Annotated in this window: 11 protein-coding genes; all 11 read right to left on the bottom strand. The window is 61.8% G+C overall.

The window, feature by feature from the left end; translation table 11 throughout:
- Nucleotides 1-12 precede the first annotated feature (12 nt).
- The 11 genes from LG3211_RS08370 to LG3211_RS08325 all read right to left on the bottom strand — a co-directional run bounded on the left by LG3211_RS08370 (nt 13) and on the right by LG3211_RS08325 (nt 17,782).
- The gene (locus tag LG3211_RS08370; RefSeq protein WP_222837585.1) at nt 13-1,455 is read right to left on the bottom strand and encodes a glycoside hydrolase family 27 protein; all 1,443 of its coding nucleotides are present in this window, start codon (nt 1,453-1,455) and stop codon (nt 13-15) included.
- A gap of 113 nt (nt 1,456-1,568) precedes the next feature.
- A complete protein-coding gene (locus LG3211_RS08365) occupies nt 1,569-2,804 on the bottom strand; it encodes a glycoside hydrolase family 5 protein (RefSeq protein WP_083512396.1) in 1,236 nt (411 codons plus the stop codon).
- Nucleotides 2,805-3,033: 229 nt separating this feature from the next.
- Nucleotides 3,034-3,477 (bottom strand): LacI family DNA-binding transcriptional regulator, encoded by a 444-nt coding sequence (locus tag LG3211_RS08360; protein WP_237049854.1) that lies wholly within the window; start codon nt 3,475-3,477, stop codon nt 3,034-3,036.
- A gap of 5 nt (nt 3,478-3,482) precedes the next feature.
- Nucleotides 3,483-3,629: a hypothetical protein gene (locus tag LG3211_RS26320; RefSeq protein WP_187313153.1), complete on the bottom strand. Its 147-nt coding sequence runs from the start codon at nt 3,627-3,629 to the stop codon at nt 3,483-3,485.
- A gap of 85 nt (nt 3,630-3,714) precedes the next feature.
- Nucleotides 3,715-6,198: a glycoside hydrolase family 3 protein gene (locus tag LG3211_RS08355; protein ID WP_057942427.1), complete on the bottom strand. Its 2,484-nt coding sequence runs from the start codon at nt 6,196-6,198 to the stop codon at nt 3,715-3,717.
- Between the two features lie 242 nt (nt 6,199-6,440).
- Nucleotides 6,441-7,871 (bottom strand): sugar porter family MFS transporter, encoded by a 1,431-nt coding sequence (locus LG3211_RS08350; RefSeq protein ID WP_057942426.1) that lies wholly within the window; start codon nt 7,869-7,871, stop codon nt 6,441-6,443.
- 73 nt (nt 7,872-7,944) lie between these two features.
- Nucleotides 7,945-9,279 (bottom strand): xylose isomerase, encoded by a 1,335-nt coding sequence (xylA, locus tag LG3211_RS08345; RefSeq protein WP_057942425.1) that lies wholly within the window; start codon nt 9,277-9,279, stop codon nt 7,945-7,947.
- Between the two features lie 35 nt (nt 9,280-9,314).
- Complete coding sequence (gene xylB, locus LG3211_RS08340; RefSeq protein WP_057942424.1) at nt 9,315-10,808, bottom strand: xylulokinase; 1,494 nt, start codon at nt 10,806-10,808, stop codon at nt 9,315-9,317.
- Nucleotides 10,805-13,168, bottom strand: a complete 2,364-nt coding sequence (locus tag LG3211_RS08335) for a glycoside hydrolase family 95 protein (protein ID WP_057942423.1) — start codon at nt 13,166-13,168, stop codon at nt 10,805-10,807. Before LG3211_RS08335 ends, xylB begins: the two co-directional genes overlap by 4 nt.
- 1 nt (nt 13,169) lies before the next feature.
- Nucleotides 13,170-16,043, bottom strand: coding sequence for a TIM-barrel domain-containing protein (locus LG3211_RS08330; protein ID WP_057942422.1), 2,874 nt, complete (start codon nt 16,041-16,043; stop codon nt 13,170-13,172).
- A gap of 17 nt (nt 16,044-16,060) precedes the next feature.
- Complete coding sequence (locus LG3211_RS08325; RefSeq protein WP_057942421.1) at nt 16,061-17,782, bottom strand: DUF5597 domain-containing protein; 1,722 nt, start codon at nt 17,780-17,782, stop codon at nt 16,061-16,063.
- Nucleotide 17,783: the final 1 nt, after the last annotated feature.

The raw sequence follows: 17,783 nt of genomic DNA, 5'->3' as shown, positions 1-17,783 counted from the left end.
GACGCAACGTCGTCACGGCTTTGACGCCGACGACTCGGTCTTGGGGGTGAGACGGAACAAACGCGCGCCATGCGGTGCGACCTGCGGTTTGAAAGTTCCGCTAACCGGCTTCAACTGGGTGTGACTCCACAGATCCCGCACCTGCACCTGTCCCTGCAGTCCGAGCGCGGCAAGTTCTACCGGAATCGGACGACTGCCAGCTGCCGCGTCGGCATCGCGGGTATCGAACACCGCCAGGTACTTGGACCTGCCGTCCGCCGCATCGGCGACCCAGGCGATCAGTCCGTCGTCGGTGCGGAACAGCTGGTGGTTGTGCGCACTGTCCTGGTTGACGGCGAGTACCTCGTCGTTGGTGAGCAAGGACAGGGTGAACGGATCGGTGCGGGTCAGGTCGCCGCCATGGATCAGCGGCGAGCGCGCGATGCTCCACAAAGTCATCAGCGTGATCTGCTCGTCGCGAGTGAAACGGATAGGCCGATCGAACTCGACGATGCCCAGCGGCAACATGTCCGCATCCGGCCATGCGCCGGCGGTCCGATACGGCGTCCAGTCATGCAGGCGCTTGAACTGGGGCAGCAGCAATTCCCAGCGATCCCAGAAATCGTCGCTGATGCGCCACATATTGGCGTGCCGATTGACGTGAGCGCCGGCGGACAAGGGGGTCTCGCCCGGCGAGGTGCTGAACACGATAGGCCGACCAGTCTTGTCGATCGCCTTGCGGATGGCCTCGATATCGGCCCGATTCTGGTTATAAGGGCGGCTGAGATCGTCGACCTTGACGAAGTCCACGCCCCAGTCGGCCAGCTGCTGCATCAACGAATCGTAGTACGCCTGCGCACCCGGCCTCGACATGTCCACGCCGTACATGTCCGGGTTCCAGGAGCAGGTGCTGTTGATATCGGCGATGTCCGCCGCGCGCAGGTCAGTGCCCAGGATCGGGGTGTTCTGTTTGACCGCCTGGCGTGGGATGCCGCGCATCATGTGGATGCCGAACTTCAGTCCCTTGCCATGCACATAGTCGGCCAACGGCTTGAAGCCCTGGCCATCAGCGGCCGAGGGAAACTTCTCCGGCGCCGGCACCAAGCGACTGAAGCCGTCCATCGCCAGCACGGCGCCTTCTTCGTAGCTGTGGCCTTTGGCGGTAGGCTGGTACCACTGGATATCCACCGTGATGTACTGCCAACCGTGCGCCTTGAGCTTGGCCGCCATGAAGTCGGCCTGTTGCTTGATCTGCGTTTCGGTCACCGTGGTGCCGAAGGCATCCCAGCTATTCCAGCCCAGCGGTGGCGTGGCGGCCCATCGATGGAAATCGTTCGATGGCGGCGCGGCTATTGCTGTGGCAGTCACCACGGACAGGCTGCCGGTGAGCAGCAGGATGCCTGCAAGCCGCAGCAAGCTCGATCGACGCATCGACCGCCCCCGCATCTCTGACAAGCGTGACCGGTCAGCGCTCAAGACCGGCACCTGCGCAGGCCGAACAAACGTTGCAGCACGCAGACACGAACAGCAGCAGACCGATGGCGATACGCGCCCACCACGAGCCGAGCGTGCCACCGAACGCGTCATGGTCACTTGCCGCCACTCTCGCCGAGAGCATTGCTGCTGTGTCGGGACATCACTTGATACGCATCGCCTGTAATGATCTTGCTTAGATTGGCACCTCGTTTTATCGCGCCGATGGCTCCCGAATCAACGACGGAGCCATTGGACCGGTTGAACAATGCAAAATCGGCTACGCCGTTATCCCAGTAGAAGGTCTTGATGCCATTGAGGCGGGCCGCGCGGTTGATGTATTCCAAGTAATACTCGCGCGACTGCCGATTCATTCCCGAGCGAAGCGAGACTCCGTATTCGCCGATGATGACCGGAATGCCGTTGTTCACCCACTTGGAGCGAACTTGAGAGAACAGACCGTCAACATAACTCTCCTGAGCCCAAGAGCAGGCGCTTTGCGGAGGATACGGCGAACCCCAATACAAACAGCTCCCATTCGGATCCAACGTGTATGCGTAAGGATCGTAAAAATGGACCTCGACCATCAGCCGGTTCGCGATCGAGTCCGTCGGCATCTTGAAGAAATTTATACCGTGCTGCATGTTCGTGTTGTAGGTCTGCACGATAAGCGTACGCGACGCATTGTTGCCGCCGGTAGCGCGCACAGCATTGACGAAGGTCTGGTTGTACGATTGTTGAACCGTGTTGTGCTCGCTGGTCGGCGTCCCGTAGTCAGCATGGACTTCGTTGGTTCCAGCGAATAGCATGCGTTCGTTGTAGTTGCGGAACGTGTTGGCGATCTGGGTCCAATAGTTGCGCTGCTTCTGATTATTCGCGGTCTGATGCGAGTAAAGAGGATGCTCCTCGAGCCAGCCGCCGTCCCAGTGGATGTTCAGAACCACATACATGTTCTGGCTGTACGCGTAGTCCACCACCTGTTTGACGCGCGCCATCCAAGTGGGGTCGATGGTCTGCGTCTGCTGATTGGCATGACAGTCCCAAGCCGCCGGAATGCGGATGGCGTTGAAGCCAGCAGCTTTCACTGAGGTGATGAGTTGCTGCGTAATAGCAGGATTGCCCCAGGCGGTCTCGCCGCAGATGGCTTCCATGGTGTTTCCCACGTTCCAACCGATACGGATCGGAGCTGCGACTTGCTGGGCCGTTGGAAGCTGAGCGAATGCAGGTCCTGCGAGCAGCAACGCTGCCGCACCACACACCGACAATTGCTTAATCAATCTGGTTTGGATCGAGCACGCGAGAAGCGCCAGCGACTTCTGCCATGTCGCAGCGAAAGGTATGCGGTTTGACATGAATCCTCCTGGTGTTGACCAACAAACTACGACTAAGGAAATGCGGCGGTCGTGTCATCGATTGAATAACGTCCCGTCGCAAGGAGTTGCTGCATCAAGCTCTTGCTTGTCTCCATCCCATGAGAAATCAGCTCCGGCATTCCTCTGGTTCCGTCACGCCATCACGTAGAATTTCATGGCGTCGTGTTTCCGGTCGCTACCCTCTCGTCAGCGCAAGGCAGCGATTTCGTTAGCCTGTACTGGCCAGCAAGTTGATTATCTGCAGTTCGAATTCGCTGTTCGAGAGGATCCGGCGTTTCCTCAGGTCGGCCAACTGCAAGAGTTCGAGATACAAGCGCGACCCTCTCCCGTCACTGGAACGGCGGGTTGTCTCCACCGGCGGGATCGAGGCATCCCCGCAGTCCCTGGCAGTTGTTTTCGGGTTCGACTGATTCTTGTTTTTCGCCAGACACCGCGCCTCCAGACATGGCCTGTAGTTCAACCCTTCGATCGCCTTGAGCACCTTGCTCCTGGTAACCGCCGAGACATTCGGTTCTTCGTTGAGTACCCGCGATACGGTCTTGATCGACACACCCGCAAGATTGGCCACGTCGTCGATGCGTGCCTTCGGTAATCCGGCACGGACTCGCCTTCCTGCCATGAATTTCCCTGCGCTCGCGACAACCACGACCACGCTCCTCATTCATTCAGTTGAAGCAACGCAAGGGTAAAGATCGTGGCCGCCGGGTTGATCTTCGATGTCAGCGAAGCCACGATCGCTGCGACCAACGCGCCGAACACGTACATGCCCAGCCAGAACACCGCCATCCGCTTGCGGATGCGCATTCCGTAACGCAGTTCCTGGAGCTACGAAAAGCCGACAGCCCCATTCGCCCTCCCCTTCAGCACTACCGATGGTGTGGATGCCCGGTCATCCGGCCGGGCAGTCCGCCGTTACTTCCGCTTCGTTTAATGCGCCTAGCGCAATGCGCGAGACCGACAGATCAAGTGCCGCCCTACTCTCCAGCACAAGCACCTGCACCAGTTTGCTCACGTCCGCGCCCGCGTTCACGAAGCACTTCAACGGCACGCCGACGACCTTCCACCGTCCCTGCGGTAGCGTAGCCAATGGCTTGTGCAGATCGATGCGCCCGCTGCAGCCTTCGCCGCAGCCAACGCCCAACCAGACCGGCGCACTGGCCGCACTGTCGCGGCGCAGGGTTAACTGAAGTTGCATGTCGCCATTGCTCTCGCGAGTGAGGTCGAGCGGCTTGCCGGAGGCCAGCGTCACCTTGGCTGTCGCCGCTCCGGACCATTGCAGGCGACGCGCATCCTCCTGCGCCTTGTGGTCCACCGCGCTCAGCTTCAAGCTGCCGTCGGCCAACGCCGTAGGCATCGTGGTCGCCGGCATGTTCGCTTGGGACGCGCCAGACAGCTGCAGCGTCAGGCTCACCGACGGCATGCCGTTCGCGAAGTACACGCCGCTGGCCGACTGCTCGCCGGACACGCCGGAATCCTCCGGCAGTGGCGCCAGGTCGCCCTTGTCCGCATAAGTCAGGCCGAAACCGAACGCGAACAGCGGGGCGTAGTCCTTCTGACCGACGTTGTTGGCGTACTGGGCGGCACTGCGCGGCCAACTGAAGCTGAGCTTGCCCTTAAAGTCATGCTGCACACCACCATCGGGCTTGCGCAGCAGCACATCGGCGATGCCTTCGCCTTCGGAACCCGGCAGCCACGCGGCGACGAACGCATCGACGGCGTTGATTTCGCGATTCATCCACAAGGGCCGACCGCTCAGAAACACCGCGACCACCGGAATACCGTCGGCCTTCAGGCGCTTAATCAGCTCTAGCTCGGCGTCGTTGCCCGGCTTGTACAGAAGAGTGGCGATGTCGCCCTGAAACTCGGCGTAAGGATTCTCGCCGAACACGACGACGGCGGCATCGGGCTTCTGCATGTACTTACCATCCACCGACAATGTCGCCACGCCGCCGGCGGCCCTGGCTTGGCGTGCGATGCCTTCGTAGATGGTGTCGGCGTTCGGGAAGTCGGCGCGCCTGGTGCCGGTGCCTTGCCAATTAAGCGTCCAGCCGCCGGCTTGCTTGCCGACATCGTCCGCGCCGTCGCCGGCGACCAGGATGCGTTGTTTCGGCGACAGCGGCAGCACGCTCTTGTTGTTCTTCAGCAGCACCAGCGATTCGCGCACCGCTTGGCGCGCCACCGCGCGATGCTCGCGCGCGCCGAGCAATTCGAACTTGCCGCCCAGTGGCCGTCGCGAAGGTTTGCCGGCCTCGAAAAGACCGAGGCGGAATTTCACACGAAGAATGCGCCGCACCGCGTCGTCCAAGCGTTCCATCGGTAGCGTGCCCGCTTTCACCGCCGCCACCGCGGTTTCGTAGAAGCCCTTCCAACTATCAGACGCCATCGCCATGTCGAGACCCGCCGCAATGGCAGCCGGGCAGTTGTCGTTGGTGCAGCCTTTGACCTGGCCATGGCCGTTCCAGTCGCCCACCACGAAGCCACCAAAATTCATCTGTTGTTTCAGCACTTCGGTCAGCAGATGCCGGTGGCCGTGCATCTTCTCGCCGTTGACGCTATTGAACGACGCCATGATGGTCTGCGCGCCGGCCGCGATGGCGGGCGGATAACCGGCGCCGTGCAAGCGCGCCAACTCGGCTTCATCGATCCTGGTATCGCCTTGGTCCTTGCCACCGGTGGTACCACCGTCGCCCAGGAAATGCTTCACCGAGACCATCACATGCGATCCATCCAGGAAGTCCAGCGCTCCCGCGGTTCCCTGTAGGCCTTCGACCATGCTGCCGGCAAAACTGGCCACTACATCGGGCGACTCTGAGTAGCCTTCGTAGGTGCGCCCCCAGCGATCGTCCTGCGGCACCGCTACGGTCGGCGCGAACGCCCATTCCATACCGGTGATGCGCGTCTCGACTGCGGTGACCCGGCCTATCTGGCGCATAAGCTCGGGGTTGCGGGTCGCCCCCAGGCCGATGTTGTGCGGAAACAAAGTCGCGCCGACGATGTTGCTCTGTCCATGCACGGCATCGATACCGAACAAGATCGGGATTCCGTGCCCACCGTTCCGCGTATCCATCGACGCTTCGTAAAATGCATCGGTCAGCGCCAGCCATTGCGCGGGCGTGGCGTTGTATTTCCCATCAGGGTCGGAATTGCCGCCGGCCAGCACCGAACCCAGTCGATACTTGCGGACGTCTTCCGGCGTCAGGCTGGCGATGTCGCCCTGCACTATCTGGCCGACTTTGTCTTCTACCGTCATCTTCGCCATCAGTTCATCGATTCGTTTTTCGATGACGGGATCTTCGGCCAGCGGCCAGGCGACCGCAGGCCATGGCGAAGCGGCGGCATCCCGACAGCTCAGAGCGAGCAGCGCTGCCGCCATGGGAATAGCCAGCAGCAAACCCGTCCGCCACGCGGGATGGAAACGGGAAGGCGCGGCGAATACGTTCAATGCAGTGGCTCCATCAAGCACGAATAAGATGACGGGAAGTCCCGTCGCATCGGCGAGCGCTGTCTCGCCCGCAACCAGGCGGATGGGATGCACGCGGGTCATGGCATGGCTGGACTTCCATCCTTCGACGCCGTCGTCCATGGCGACCACGACCGGGACCCCGCATCAACCCGTCAGCCTTCCATCTGTTCCAGCTCCCGGCCCTTGGTTTCGTATACGTACTTCAGCACGAAGAACACCGAGATCATCGCAGCCACCGTATAGATGCCATAGGCGCCGGCCAGTCCGATGCTGACCAGCAGGATCGGGAATGTCACGGTGATGATGAAATTCGACGTCCACTGCGCCGCGCCCGCCACCGCAAGGCTGGAACCGCGGATCTGATTGGGGAACATCTCGCCCAGCATCACCCACATCACCGGGCCCCATGACATGTTGAAGAACACCACGTAGATGTTGGCGGCCACCAGCGCCAGCGTGCCCATCGAATCGGATAGTTCGAGCTTGCCCGCGGCATCCACTCCGGCGCTGGCGAAAGCAAACGTAACAAGCGCCAGCGACACCGCCATGCCTGCCGACCCGATCCACAGCAACGGCTTGCGGCCGATCCGATCGATCAGCATCACTGTCACCAGGCAAGCGCCGATGCTGAGCGCGCCGGACAGCACGTTGATCAGCAGCGCGTCGCTTTCGGAGAAGCCAACCGCCTGCCACAGTACGGCGCCGTAGTAGAACACCACGTTGATGCCGACCAGTTGCTGGAACGTGGCAAGTCCGATGCCGATCCAGACGATCTTGCGGACTTTCCCGGTCGTCTTGTCGACCAGATCCGACAGACGTGGACGATGATGGTCTGCCGACAACGAGCCCTCGATCTCGACGAGCTTGGTTTTCGCTTCCGCCGCTCCGTACAGGCGGGTCAACACTTTCAACGCATCTTTCTTGCGATCCTTGACCACCAGGTAACGCGGGCTTTCCGGAATCAGCAGCAGCAACAACAGGAAGACTGTCGAGGGGATCGCCTGCATCCAGAACATCCAGCGCCAAGCCGCATGACCCAACCATAAGGCCTCGGTGGAAGCGCCCGCGGCCTTGGCCAGCAGGTAGTTGCTGAGGAACGCGCAGAACAGTCCACCGATGATCGCGATCTGCTGCACTGTCGCCAAGCGTCCGCGATAGCGGGCCGGGGTCACTTCCGCGATGTACGCCGGCGACATCACGCTGGCCGCGCCGACCGCGAAGCCGCCAAAGACACGCGCGATGATGAATATCGCCGACGTATTGGCCATGCCGGCGCCCACAGCCGAGATCAGGAACAGCACCGCCGAGATGATCAGTACCGCGCGGCGTCCCCAGCGGTCTGCCAGACGACCGGCGAAGAACGCGCCGATGGCGCAGCCGAGCAGCATCGAGGCCACTTCGAAACCGGTTCCGGCGGAACTGGAATGGAAGGCCTGCTTAAGTCCGTCGACGGTGCCGTTGATGACGCCGCTATCGAAGCCGAACAGGAAGCCGCCGATGGTCGCCACGCAACTGATCAGGATGATCAGCCGGGTGTTTTCGCCTCCATCTGTGGACGCCTTGCTGAGAGGAATGCTGTTCATGAGATACCTTGGGTGAGTGCGGCTCGGACAGGTATGGATCGAGTGATCGGCGACGCCGATACGACGGCGAGCATCAACGCAACAGGTATTGATTCAGCAGGTTCTCGTATCGCTCCTGCTTGCCGCTGATTCGGTTGGGTTCGCCGTTTTGAGCCGCGATGGCGCGCAGATCGTCCAGAGCCAGCCTGCCCTGCTCGAAATCGCGGCCGTCGCCGCTGTCGAAGCTGGAATAACGCTCAGTGCGCCACTGTTCCCATGGCGAATCCGTCAGCAGCGCATGCGCCACTTCCAGACCGCGTGCGAACGCGTCCATGCCGCCGATGTGGGCGATGAACATATCTTCCAGGTCGGTCGATTCGCGCCGAACCTTGGCATCGAAATTCAGACCGCCTTCCAGACCGCCCTGGCGCAGCACCACCAGCATGGCGCCGACGGTGTCGTACAGATCCGTCGGGAACTGGTCGGTGTCCCAACCGTTCTGTGCGTTGCCGCGGTTGGCATCGATGCTGCCCAGCAGGCCCTGATCCGACGCGACCTGCAGGTCGTGCTCGAACGTGTGCCCGGACAAGGTGGCGTGGTTGGCTTCGATGTTGAGCTTGAAGTCGTGCTCCAGGCCATGCTGACGCAGAAAGCCGGCGACCGTGGCGCTGTCGAAGTCGTACTGGTGCTTCATTGGCTCCATCGGTTTGGGCTCGATCAGGAAATTGCCCTTCAAGCCGATGCTGCGTCCATAGTCGCGCGCCATGACAAGGAAGCGAGCGAAGTGTTCGACTTCGCGCTTCATGTTGGTATTGACCAGTGAGGCGTAGCCCTCGCGGCCGCCCCAGAACACGTAGTGCTCCCCGCCCAACTCAACGGTGGCGTCGAGCGCCGCCTTGACCTGCACAGCCGCGCGCGCGACCACGGCGAATTCCGGATTGGTCGAAGCACCGTTCATGTAACGCGGATGCGAGAACAAGTTCGCCGTGCCCCACAGCAGCTTCACACCGGTGGCATCCTGGCGCGCCTTGGCCAGAGCGACCATGTGTTTGAGGTTGTTTTCGTACTCGCCGATATCTTCGGCGTCGGGCGCCAGATCGATATCATGGAAGCACCAGTACGGCACACCCAGCTTAGTAAAGAATTCGAACGCGGCATCGACCTTGGCCTCTGCAGCCGCCATCGCCGTATCGGCTTCCCAGGGAAAGCGGCGCGTGCCCGGACCGAAGGGATCGTGGCCGGTGTTGCAGAAGGTATGCCAGTAGCACACCGCAAAACGCAGGTGCTCGCGCATGCTCTTGCCGCCGATGCGTTTGTTTTCGTCGTAGACCTTGAAGGCGAGCGGATTGTCCGAGTCTTTACCTTCGAAGGCGATGCTGCCTATACCCGGAAAGTATTCCCGCGCGCCGATGAAATATGGATTGCTCATGGTCTGTCTTCCGTCCTGTTATGCGGGGTACTTGCCTAGGCCGCGTCCAGCGCGCGGACCGCCTCGAGATGTCGCAAAAAACGCGCGTAATGCATTTGGTATTCGTCCACGCGCACCGGGTCGGGGCGAATCGAAAGCGAGAGATCGATGGCAGCGTGCTGCGCCACCAATTCCGGCAAGGTAGTGCCGTCCCCGTTCTCGCGCAGTTGCGACCACAACGCCTGCAGCGCAGCGCCAAACGCGGCCCCTTCGGCTTGTCTTGGAACTTCCACCGGCAGATCGAAGATATCGGCGATCATCTGCTTCCAGGCAGCGCTCTTACTGCCGCCGCCGGTCAGCACGATGGTGTCGAATTCCAGACCCGCAGCGGCGAATGCGTCGTAGCCATACTTCATCGTGTAGGTCGCGCCTTCCATGGCCGCGCGGTAGCAGTTGGCCGGCGTGACGTTGCGCAGATCCATGCCCAGCATCGAGGCGCGGGCGTCGGGTAGATTTGGCGTGCGTTCGCCGTTAAAGAAAGGCAGCAGGGTCAAGCCGGCGGCGCCCGGAGAGGTCGCGCCGATCATGGCCTCGCCCTGGCCGACGCTGAAATCGAACAAGCGCGCGATGGTCTCAGTGGCGACCGTGCAATTCATCGTGCAGATCAACGGCAGCCAGCCGCCGGACGAGGAGCAGAAAGCGGCCCAGCTGCCGTTCGCATCCACCACCGGACGATCGGCGTAGGCGAACAAGGTTCCGGAAGTGCCCAGGCTCATCGACAAACGATCCGGCACCACGCAGCCGGTACCGATGGCCGCCATCATGTTGTCGCCGCCGCCGGCCGCGATGCGTACCGCGTGGGACAGCCCCAGCGCGGCGGCGATAGTGGGTACGATCGAGAAGGTGGTGCCCGGTCCGACCAGCGGCGGCAGGCATTGCAACAGATCGCGATCGGGATCGGTGGCCGCCAGCAGTTCCGGTGACCACTGGCGCGTGCGCACGTCGAGCCAGCCGGTCCCGGAGGCATCACCGGCTTCCATGAAACGTTCGCCAGTGAGGTAGAAATTGAGATAGTCGTGCGGTAACAGGATTACCGCCAAATCGCGGTAGACCTCGGGCCGGTGATGACGTGTCCAAGGCAGCTTGGAGGCGGTGTAGCCAGGCAGGATCGGGTTGCCAGCCAGTTCGATGCAGCGCCGCTCCCCTCCCACCGCCTGCATGATCTGCTGGCATTCATGGGCGCTGCTGGTATCGCACCACAGCTTGACCGGCGCGAGCACTTCGCCTTCGCGGCCCAACGGCACGAAGCCATGCTGTTGCCCGGAGACGGCGATGGCGACGATCGAGGCGCGGATCGACGCGTCCAATTGCGCGAAGCAAGCGTGTACGCCGTCGATCCACCACGAGGCCAGTTGTTCGCGGCTGCCGTCCGCGCCGCTGATCAGTTCGAGCGGCGCGCTCGCCGTCGCGACGACTTGCCTGGACTGCGCGTCGTAGACGAGCAGCTTGATGCTCTGGGTTCCCGCATCGATGCCGGCATACAAGCTCATGCCGCCACCAGCTTGCCGTCTTTAACGCGTAAGCGGCGCGACTGGCCCGCTTCGAGTTCGACGTCCAGACTCTGCTTTCCCAGAACGATGTTGTAGCGACCACCGCGCACGCTGGTGAGCGTGGCCTCGGTCAGGCGACCTGCTTTCCACGACAGATCGATGCCGGCGGCGCCACGCACCTTAAGACCACGCACGGATCCTGCTTTCCACGCTTCCGGCAGAGCCGGCAGCAGAAAGATCGAGCCGCCCCAACTCTGCAGCAGCATTTCGGTGATGCCGGCGGTGCCGCCAAAGTTACCGTCGATCTGGAATGGTGGATGGGCATCGAACAGGTTCGGGTAGGTCCGCTGCGGTCCCAGCAGCATGCGCAGGATCTTCAGCGCGTGTTCGCCATCGCCAAGCCGCGCCCATAGATTCAAGCGCCAACCCAGGCCCCAGCCGGTGGCGTCGTCGCCGCGAATTTCCAGCGAGCGCCTCGCGGCCGCGGCGAGTTTCGGCGTATCGCGCACGTTGATCTGCGAGCTCGGATGCAATGCGTAAAGATGCGAGACGTGGCGATGGTGAATCTCCGGCACCTGCATGTCCCAATCTTCGCGCCACTCCTGCAACTGGCCTGCTTTGCCTACGCGGTTGGGCGGCAGTTGGTCACGTAATTGCTTCAACTGTAGTGCGAAACCGCTGTCCACCCCCAGCAAGCCGGCGGCCTGGATGCACTGTGCGAACAGATCGCGCAGCAACTGTGAATCCAACGCCGGCCCGGCGCAAAGCGACGCGCCGTGCGGATGCACGTTCTCCGGCGACATCGAGGGGTTGGTGACCCGCTCGCCGGTGTGGGGATCGCGCGTCAAGGTCGCCGCGAAGAATTCTGCCGCGCCCTTGAACAAGGGATAGATCTTCGCCAGATACGCGCGGTCGCGACCGTAATCCCAGCGGTCCCACAGTTGCTGCAGCAACCACGCGCCCCCCATCGGCCACAGTCCGTATTGCGCGCCGTCAATCGGGCTCGTCTGCCGCCACAGGTCTGTGTTGTGGTGCATCACCCAGCCGGGCGCGCCGTACATCGTCTTGGCGGTGCGCGCACCGGTTTCGGCCAGATCGAACATCATGCGCTCCAGCGGTTCGACGCATTCGTGCAATGCGTTGGCTTCGCTCGGCCAGTAATTCATCTCAGTGTTGATGTTGACGGTGTACTTGCTCTCCCAGGGCGGATCCATCAAATCGTTCCAGATGCCCTGCAGGTTGGCCGGCTGCGTACCGGGGCGCGAACTGGAGATCAGCAGATAGCGGCCGTATTGATGGTAGAGCGCGGCGAGTGCCGGGTCGTTGCCATCTGCAAAGCGCTCGACGCGTTCGTCGGTAGGCAATCGGGCGGCCTCGGTATGGCCCAGGTCGATTGAGATGCGACGGAACAAACGCTGGTGTTCGGCCACATGCGTTGCACGCAACTCTTTGAATCCGCGCTGCTGTGCGGCGATCAACTGCTGGCGCGTGATCGATTCTGGATCTCCGCCGATATCGTCGTAGCGGCGATAGCTGGTAGCGGCCGTAATCAACAGCACCACCTCGTCCGCGTCTTCGATTTCGATGCGTTCTCCACGTAGCCGCAACGAACCGCCACGCGGAATGGCGCGAATCCTCACCGCGAACTTCAACCGGCCCTCGATACCATGGCGCGTGGCATTGCGTCCGCGCAGCAGCAGAGCGCCGTCGTCGGCGATCATATCGTTGCGTTGATCGCTATCCAGCGACACCCGCAGATTGATGCTGCCAGGCCGGTCGGTCGACAAGCGCATCACGACGCATTGGTCGACCGGTGAAATAAAGGCTTCGCGCGTATGCTCAGTCTTCCAGGTTTTGAACCGCGAGCGCGTAATCGCCGTATCCAGATCGAGCTCGCGGCGATAGTCGGAGATATCCGGAATATCGCGGAAGTCCAGCACCACGTCGGCGAGTGGCTGATAGGGCATCTGCTTGAGCGGCCGCGCCATCATCTTGGCGTTGGCCAAGTCTTCCGCGCGCGCGTACTCGCCGGCGAAAATCAGCCGACGCACTTCCGGCAATGCCTCCAGCGCGCCGGAAGTGTCGGCTTCGTACGGGCTGCCCGCATACAACGTGTCCTCGTTGAGCTGCAGCCGTTCATGCTCGATGCCGCCCCAGACCATCGCGCCGAGACGTCCGTTGCCCAGAGGCAACGCCTCGACCCACCTCGTCGCCGGCCGTCGGTACCAGAGCTTGAGCGCATCGCCATCGGCGATGGCGCCGTCCGCCGCATGCACGACGGACGACGGCATCAGACCCGCGATGGCGATACCCGCGCCCACTCCCTTGAACAACTCGCGACGCGTCGAGTCGATGCTCATGTCAGTTCGGCTCGGCAACCTTGCTCACCGTGATCGCCTTGCCGTCGTATTGCACGGTGGCGTCGACGGTGGGTTCCAGCTCACCAGCATCGGCGCGTGGGCCGCTGACGAAACGCGCGCGTATCGTGCGCTGCTTCTGCATGTCCGGGTACGAACCTTCCCGTACGCCGATGCTCAGTTTGCCGGTGCGCTCATTCCACGACAGCGGGATGCGGCTGAACTCGCCCTTCTCGTAGCCGTAGCCTTTGCCGTCGTCCTCGTACAGCGAGAACTTGCCGTCGGCGCCGGTGTACACCACCAGCGTCAGCGGCGCGTTCGGCTGCTCGTCGACGTATTGCACCACCGGACCGATCGGCACGATGGAGCCCGCGCGCACGAACAATGGCATGCGTGCCAGCGGCGCGTCGGCTCGCAAGGTCTGTCCGCCACGGTGACGCTTGCCGGTATTGAAGTCGTACCAGTCAGCTCCCGCAGGCAGATAGACGTTGCGGCTTGTCGCCTTGAACTCCGACACCGGATTGACCAGGAACGCAGGACCGAACAGGTACTGGTCGTCGATATCGCGAACCTTAGGATCGTTCGGGAAATCCATTGCCAGCCCACGCATGATCGTTCCGTCGCGATGCCAGGTATCGCCTGCCAACGTGTAGATGTAGGGCAGCAGCGTGTAACGCAGGCGGTCGTAGTAGGCGAGGCTGTCGTAGATCGCCGTGCCCTCCGGCGAAATATTCCAGATTTCGCGGGTCGGGAACTGTCCGTGCGACCGGAAGATCGGGGCGAAGGCGCCGAACTGGAACCAGCGCAGATTCAGTTCGCGCCACTCGGCCAGATGCGCAGGATCCTGGGTCTCATAGCGCTTCTCCACCGCGAATCCGCCGATGTCGAAGGTCCAGTTAGCCAGCCCAGAGAGAGACAGGTTCACGCCGGCCGAAACCTGTTCACGCAGATCGCTCCAGCGCGACGCCACGTCGCCACTCCACACCGCGACCGCGTTGCGCTGGGTGCCGGCATAACCCTTGCGCGACAGGATGAAAACGCGCTGGTCGGGATCCTTGGCGCGATCGCCTTGATAGACGCCCTCGGTGTGAACCAGCGGGAACGAATTGAAGAACTCGGTAGAGGAACCGATCGCCGTTGGCGTGGCGCGCGCCTTGCGTTCGTCGATGTCCAGGTTGGAATGCATGTCGGGCTCGTCCGAATCCAACCACCATGCATCGATGCCCAGCACATTCAGCTTTTCGTCGATCTGGCGCCAATAGATATCGCGCGCCTCCTTCGAATAGGGATCGTAGAACGAGGAAAGATAACCCTTACCGATCCAGTCCCTTTCCTTCACTTCGATGTTGCGCCGGTAGATATGCCCCTTGGCGTCCAGTTCCTTGAAATTCGCCGTGCTGGGATAGAACTTGGGCCACACCGAAATCATCATCCGCGCATGCTGGTCATGGATGTGCTTGACCATGGCCTGCGGATCAGGAAAACGCGCCTTATCGAAATCGTGCGAGCCCCAGGCGTTTTCCGGCCAGTACGACCAGTCCATTACGATCGCGTCGATCGGCAGCTTGCGTTTGCGGTATTCATCCAGCGCATCGGTCATCTCGGCCTGTGTCTTGTAGCGTTCGCGGCTTTGCCAGAAGCCATAGGCCCATCGCGGCAACAGCACCGACTTGCCGGTGAGCTGGCGATAACCGGCGATCGCCTGGTCAGCCGAGTCGCCGGCCACGAAGTAGTAGTCGATCATCTGCCCTGCTTCGGACCACAGCGACAGATCCTTGGCTTCGCTGGTCGGCAAGGGATCGCGGTGCAGCAGAGCCAGATAGCTGGGATCGATCAAGTCCCACTCGATCCTTAATTTATGGCGTTGGCCGGGCTGCATGTGCAGGGCGAATTCGCGGTGCCATGGATTCCAGTTCTGGCGCCAGCTGTCGGAAATCAGCTTCCCGTCGATCCACAACTTGGCGTACTCGCTGGAGAACAGCGAGAACGTATGGCGGCCTGCGGTTTTCGCCTCGATCTCGCCTTCCCACGTCACCTGCAAGCGCTGCGGTGCTTGTCCTTCCTCCGCTTTCGGCAGCCTGGCCTCGGCTGGCCACTTCTTGAGATCCTTGATGTACTGGTAGTTGATCTCCGATTCCCGACGCTCGATCTTCTGCACGCCATTGATCGAATAGCGCGCGGTCAACCCACCCGCTTCGCCGTTGGCGTCGTACAGATTCAGCGACTTCGGCAACGGCTGCAGTCCGCGCGGATCGCCGAGTCGGGTGATCGAGTTGTTGTCCCACAGCAGTCCGTAACGACGGCTGGAAACCAGATACGGAACCGCCATGTCGACGTTGTGCTGTAACAGCTCCACGTCGCGACCCTTCTGGTTCATCCAGCCCTGCTGGTGCTGGCCGAATCCGTAAATGGCTTCGTCGTCGGGCGAGTGGAAACGTTGGCGTACGCTGAGGTAGGACTGGTCCTCAGCCCGCAGCGGCGTGAACGTGCGCCCGCCTTCGACTTCGGACAGGATCGGCTTGCCGGCCGCATCGAAGAACGCCACACGGCCGCTTTGTAGCGACACGTCGGCCGTGACCTTCGCCGTGCTCACACGCACATGCCCCGCCTTTTCGGCGACGTCGAACAGCACGGGCTCGGGCGCATCTCCAACCCGCATCAGGCTGGCGCTACGCTTGAAGTCGCCATCCGGGTCGGCGCTGACGCGGATAATCCCGTCCGCGACGACTTCCAACCGGACCTGTGCGGCATCGTTTTCCGCCGGATGTACCACGACGCCCTTGCTGTTTCGTTCGTACTTGCCCGCTTCGACTGCGCCGGCATACGCCGATACCAGCAATGCCGGCAGCAGAACCGCCAATCCGATCAGATAACGCATGCCCGTTTCCCTCTTCATCAGTATGTCGCCAGCTTGACTCTCAGCAACTGGGTGCCATTGGAGAAATTCAAACCATAGTCAGTTTGGTCGCCATTCCAGATTCGCTGGAATTTCCATTGATCGTTTTCGTACGTGCCTTCCTCGACCCGGTCGTATATCTGTCGCGCGGCGACATCGGGATCGGCAGCGACGATGTTCACGCGCGCGTGGTAAGCGGTGACCAGGAATTCATCAACGCCAGTTTCAGCGATCAATGCCGCGCCGATCGGCGTCGGGTTGCCGGGCGCTTCCCCCCGGAACCAGAACTGCGGCACGCCGTAGGTAATCACCGCATTCCAGCGTTCGTTGAGCTTGAGGGTTTGTATCGGCTGTCCACCCTGCTCTGCCGTGCCGTGCACCTTGCCTTCGTAGCTGAGCTTGGCCAACAGCCGCGCGGCCGGCCGCACTAGGCGATAGTTCAGCGCGAACGGCTCCAGCGATTCGGGCGACATGCCTTTCGCCCCAAGCGGCCAGTTGGAATAACGCGTGTAGTCGATGCCGAACGGCGACCAGCCAATGGCTTGGCGGCCGAGCGCGGCAAAGAAATAACGCGCGAACGGAACATCGTTGCCGGTTTCGGCCACCAGCAAGGCGTTGTCGGAGCGCGAGTAACGATCCAGCACGGTGATGTACTTGTCGTACTCGCGCATGTAGATGTCCGGCGCCAGCAGATCGATATTGGGTGCGGCCGCCTTGTAGACATCGAGCACGTTGTCGGTGGGGCCGCCGCTCTCGTACTGACCGGGCAGGCCCGGAGTGAACGGATCGCGCAAGGCCGCGTTCACGTACATGGGCAACGGATACTCGGCCTTGCCCGCGGCCGCGACCTGATCGATGTAATGCGCCACATGCCAAGCGTGGAAGAACTCATCGGCGTCGCCGCCGAATACCCGCTTCCAGTCGCCCCCCTGCTTGCCCATCTTCCTGACCAACGCTTCTGGCACGGCGCCGTCGAACGCCTTCTGCGCCAGCGGCGAGAAATCCCTCGGTGCGCCATAGGTGCCGGGCTCGTTCTGCGGTTGCACCATGATGACGGTGCGCTGCGGGTCGGCTTGCTTGAGATGGCGCATCAATCGCACGAACGCCTTTTTATCGGCCTCCAGCGTTTGCGCAGCCAACGGCGACAGTGAATTCAACGTCTTGCCGTCAGCGGTGATGACGCGTGGGAAACGTTTGTTGTCCAGCTTGACCCAGGCCGGCGCGTAGTTGGGGCCGTTGTTCTTCCAGGTGGCGAACCACAACAGCACCAGCCGTACATCGTGTTGGCGCGCTTGCGTCAACAAAGTGTCGAGGAAAGCGAAATTGAACATGCCTTCCTGCGGTTCGATCTGTTCCCAGGCGATCGGCACCATCACCGTGTTCGGCTTCAGCACATCCATGGCGGGCCACACCTTTTCCAGGGCGGCGGGATAGTTGCTGGAGTTGTTGACCTGCGCGCCCAGCAGCAGAAAGGGTTCGCCATCCACCAGCAATGCGTGGCGGCCGTTTTTGCTCACCAGTTTCGGAATCGGCGTTTCGGTGCGGCGCATCTCCGACTTGGGCGCGACTTTTCCGTCGGCCGACGCGGTCGCCTGCGGTGCATCGGATGCAGGCTTGCATGCGGTCAGAACCGCCAGCGCCGCCGTCACTGCCGCCGATCGCAACAAGCCGATGGCAGTAGTGCGATTCGGAATTCGGGTCATCATCGTAGGGTTTTCCATG

It is taken from the genome of Lysobacter gummosus, assembly GCF_001442805.1.
GTDB classification, from domain to species: Bacteria; Pseudomonadota; Gammaproteobacteria; order Xanthomonadales; family Xanthomonadaceae; genus Lysobacter; species Lysobacter gummosus.
The sequence above is the reverse complement of the archived record's forward strand: the minus strand, read 5'-3'. Positions and strand labels throughout refer to the sequence as shown.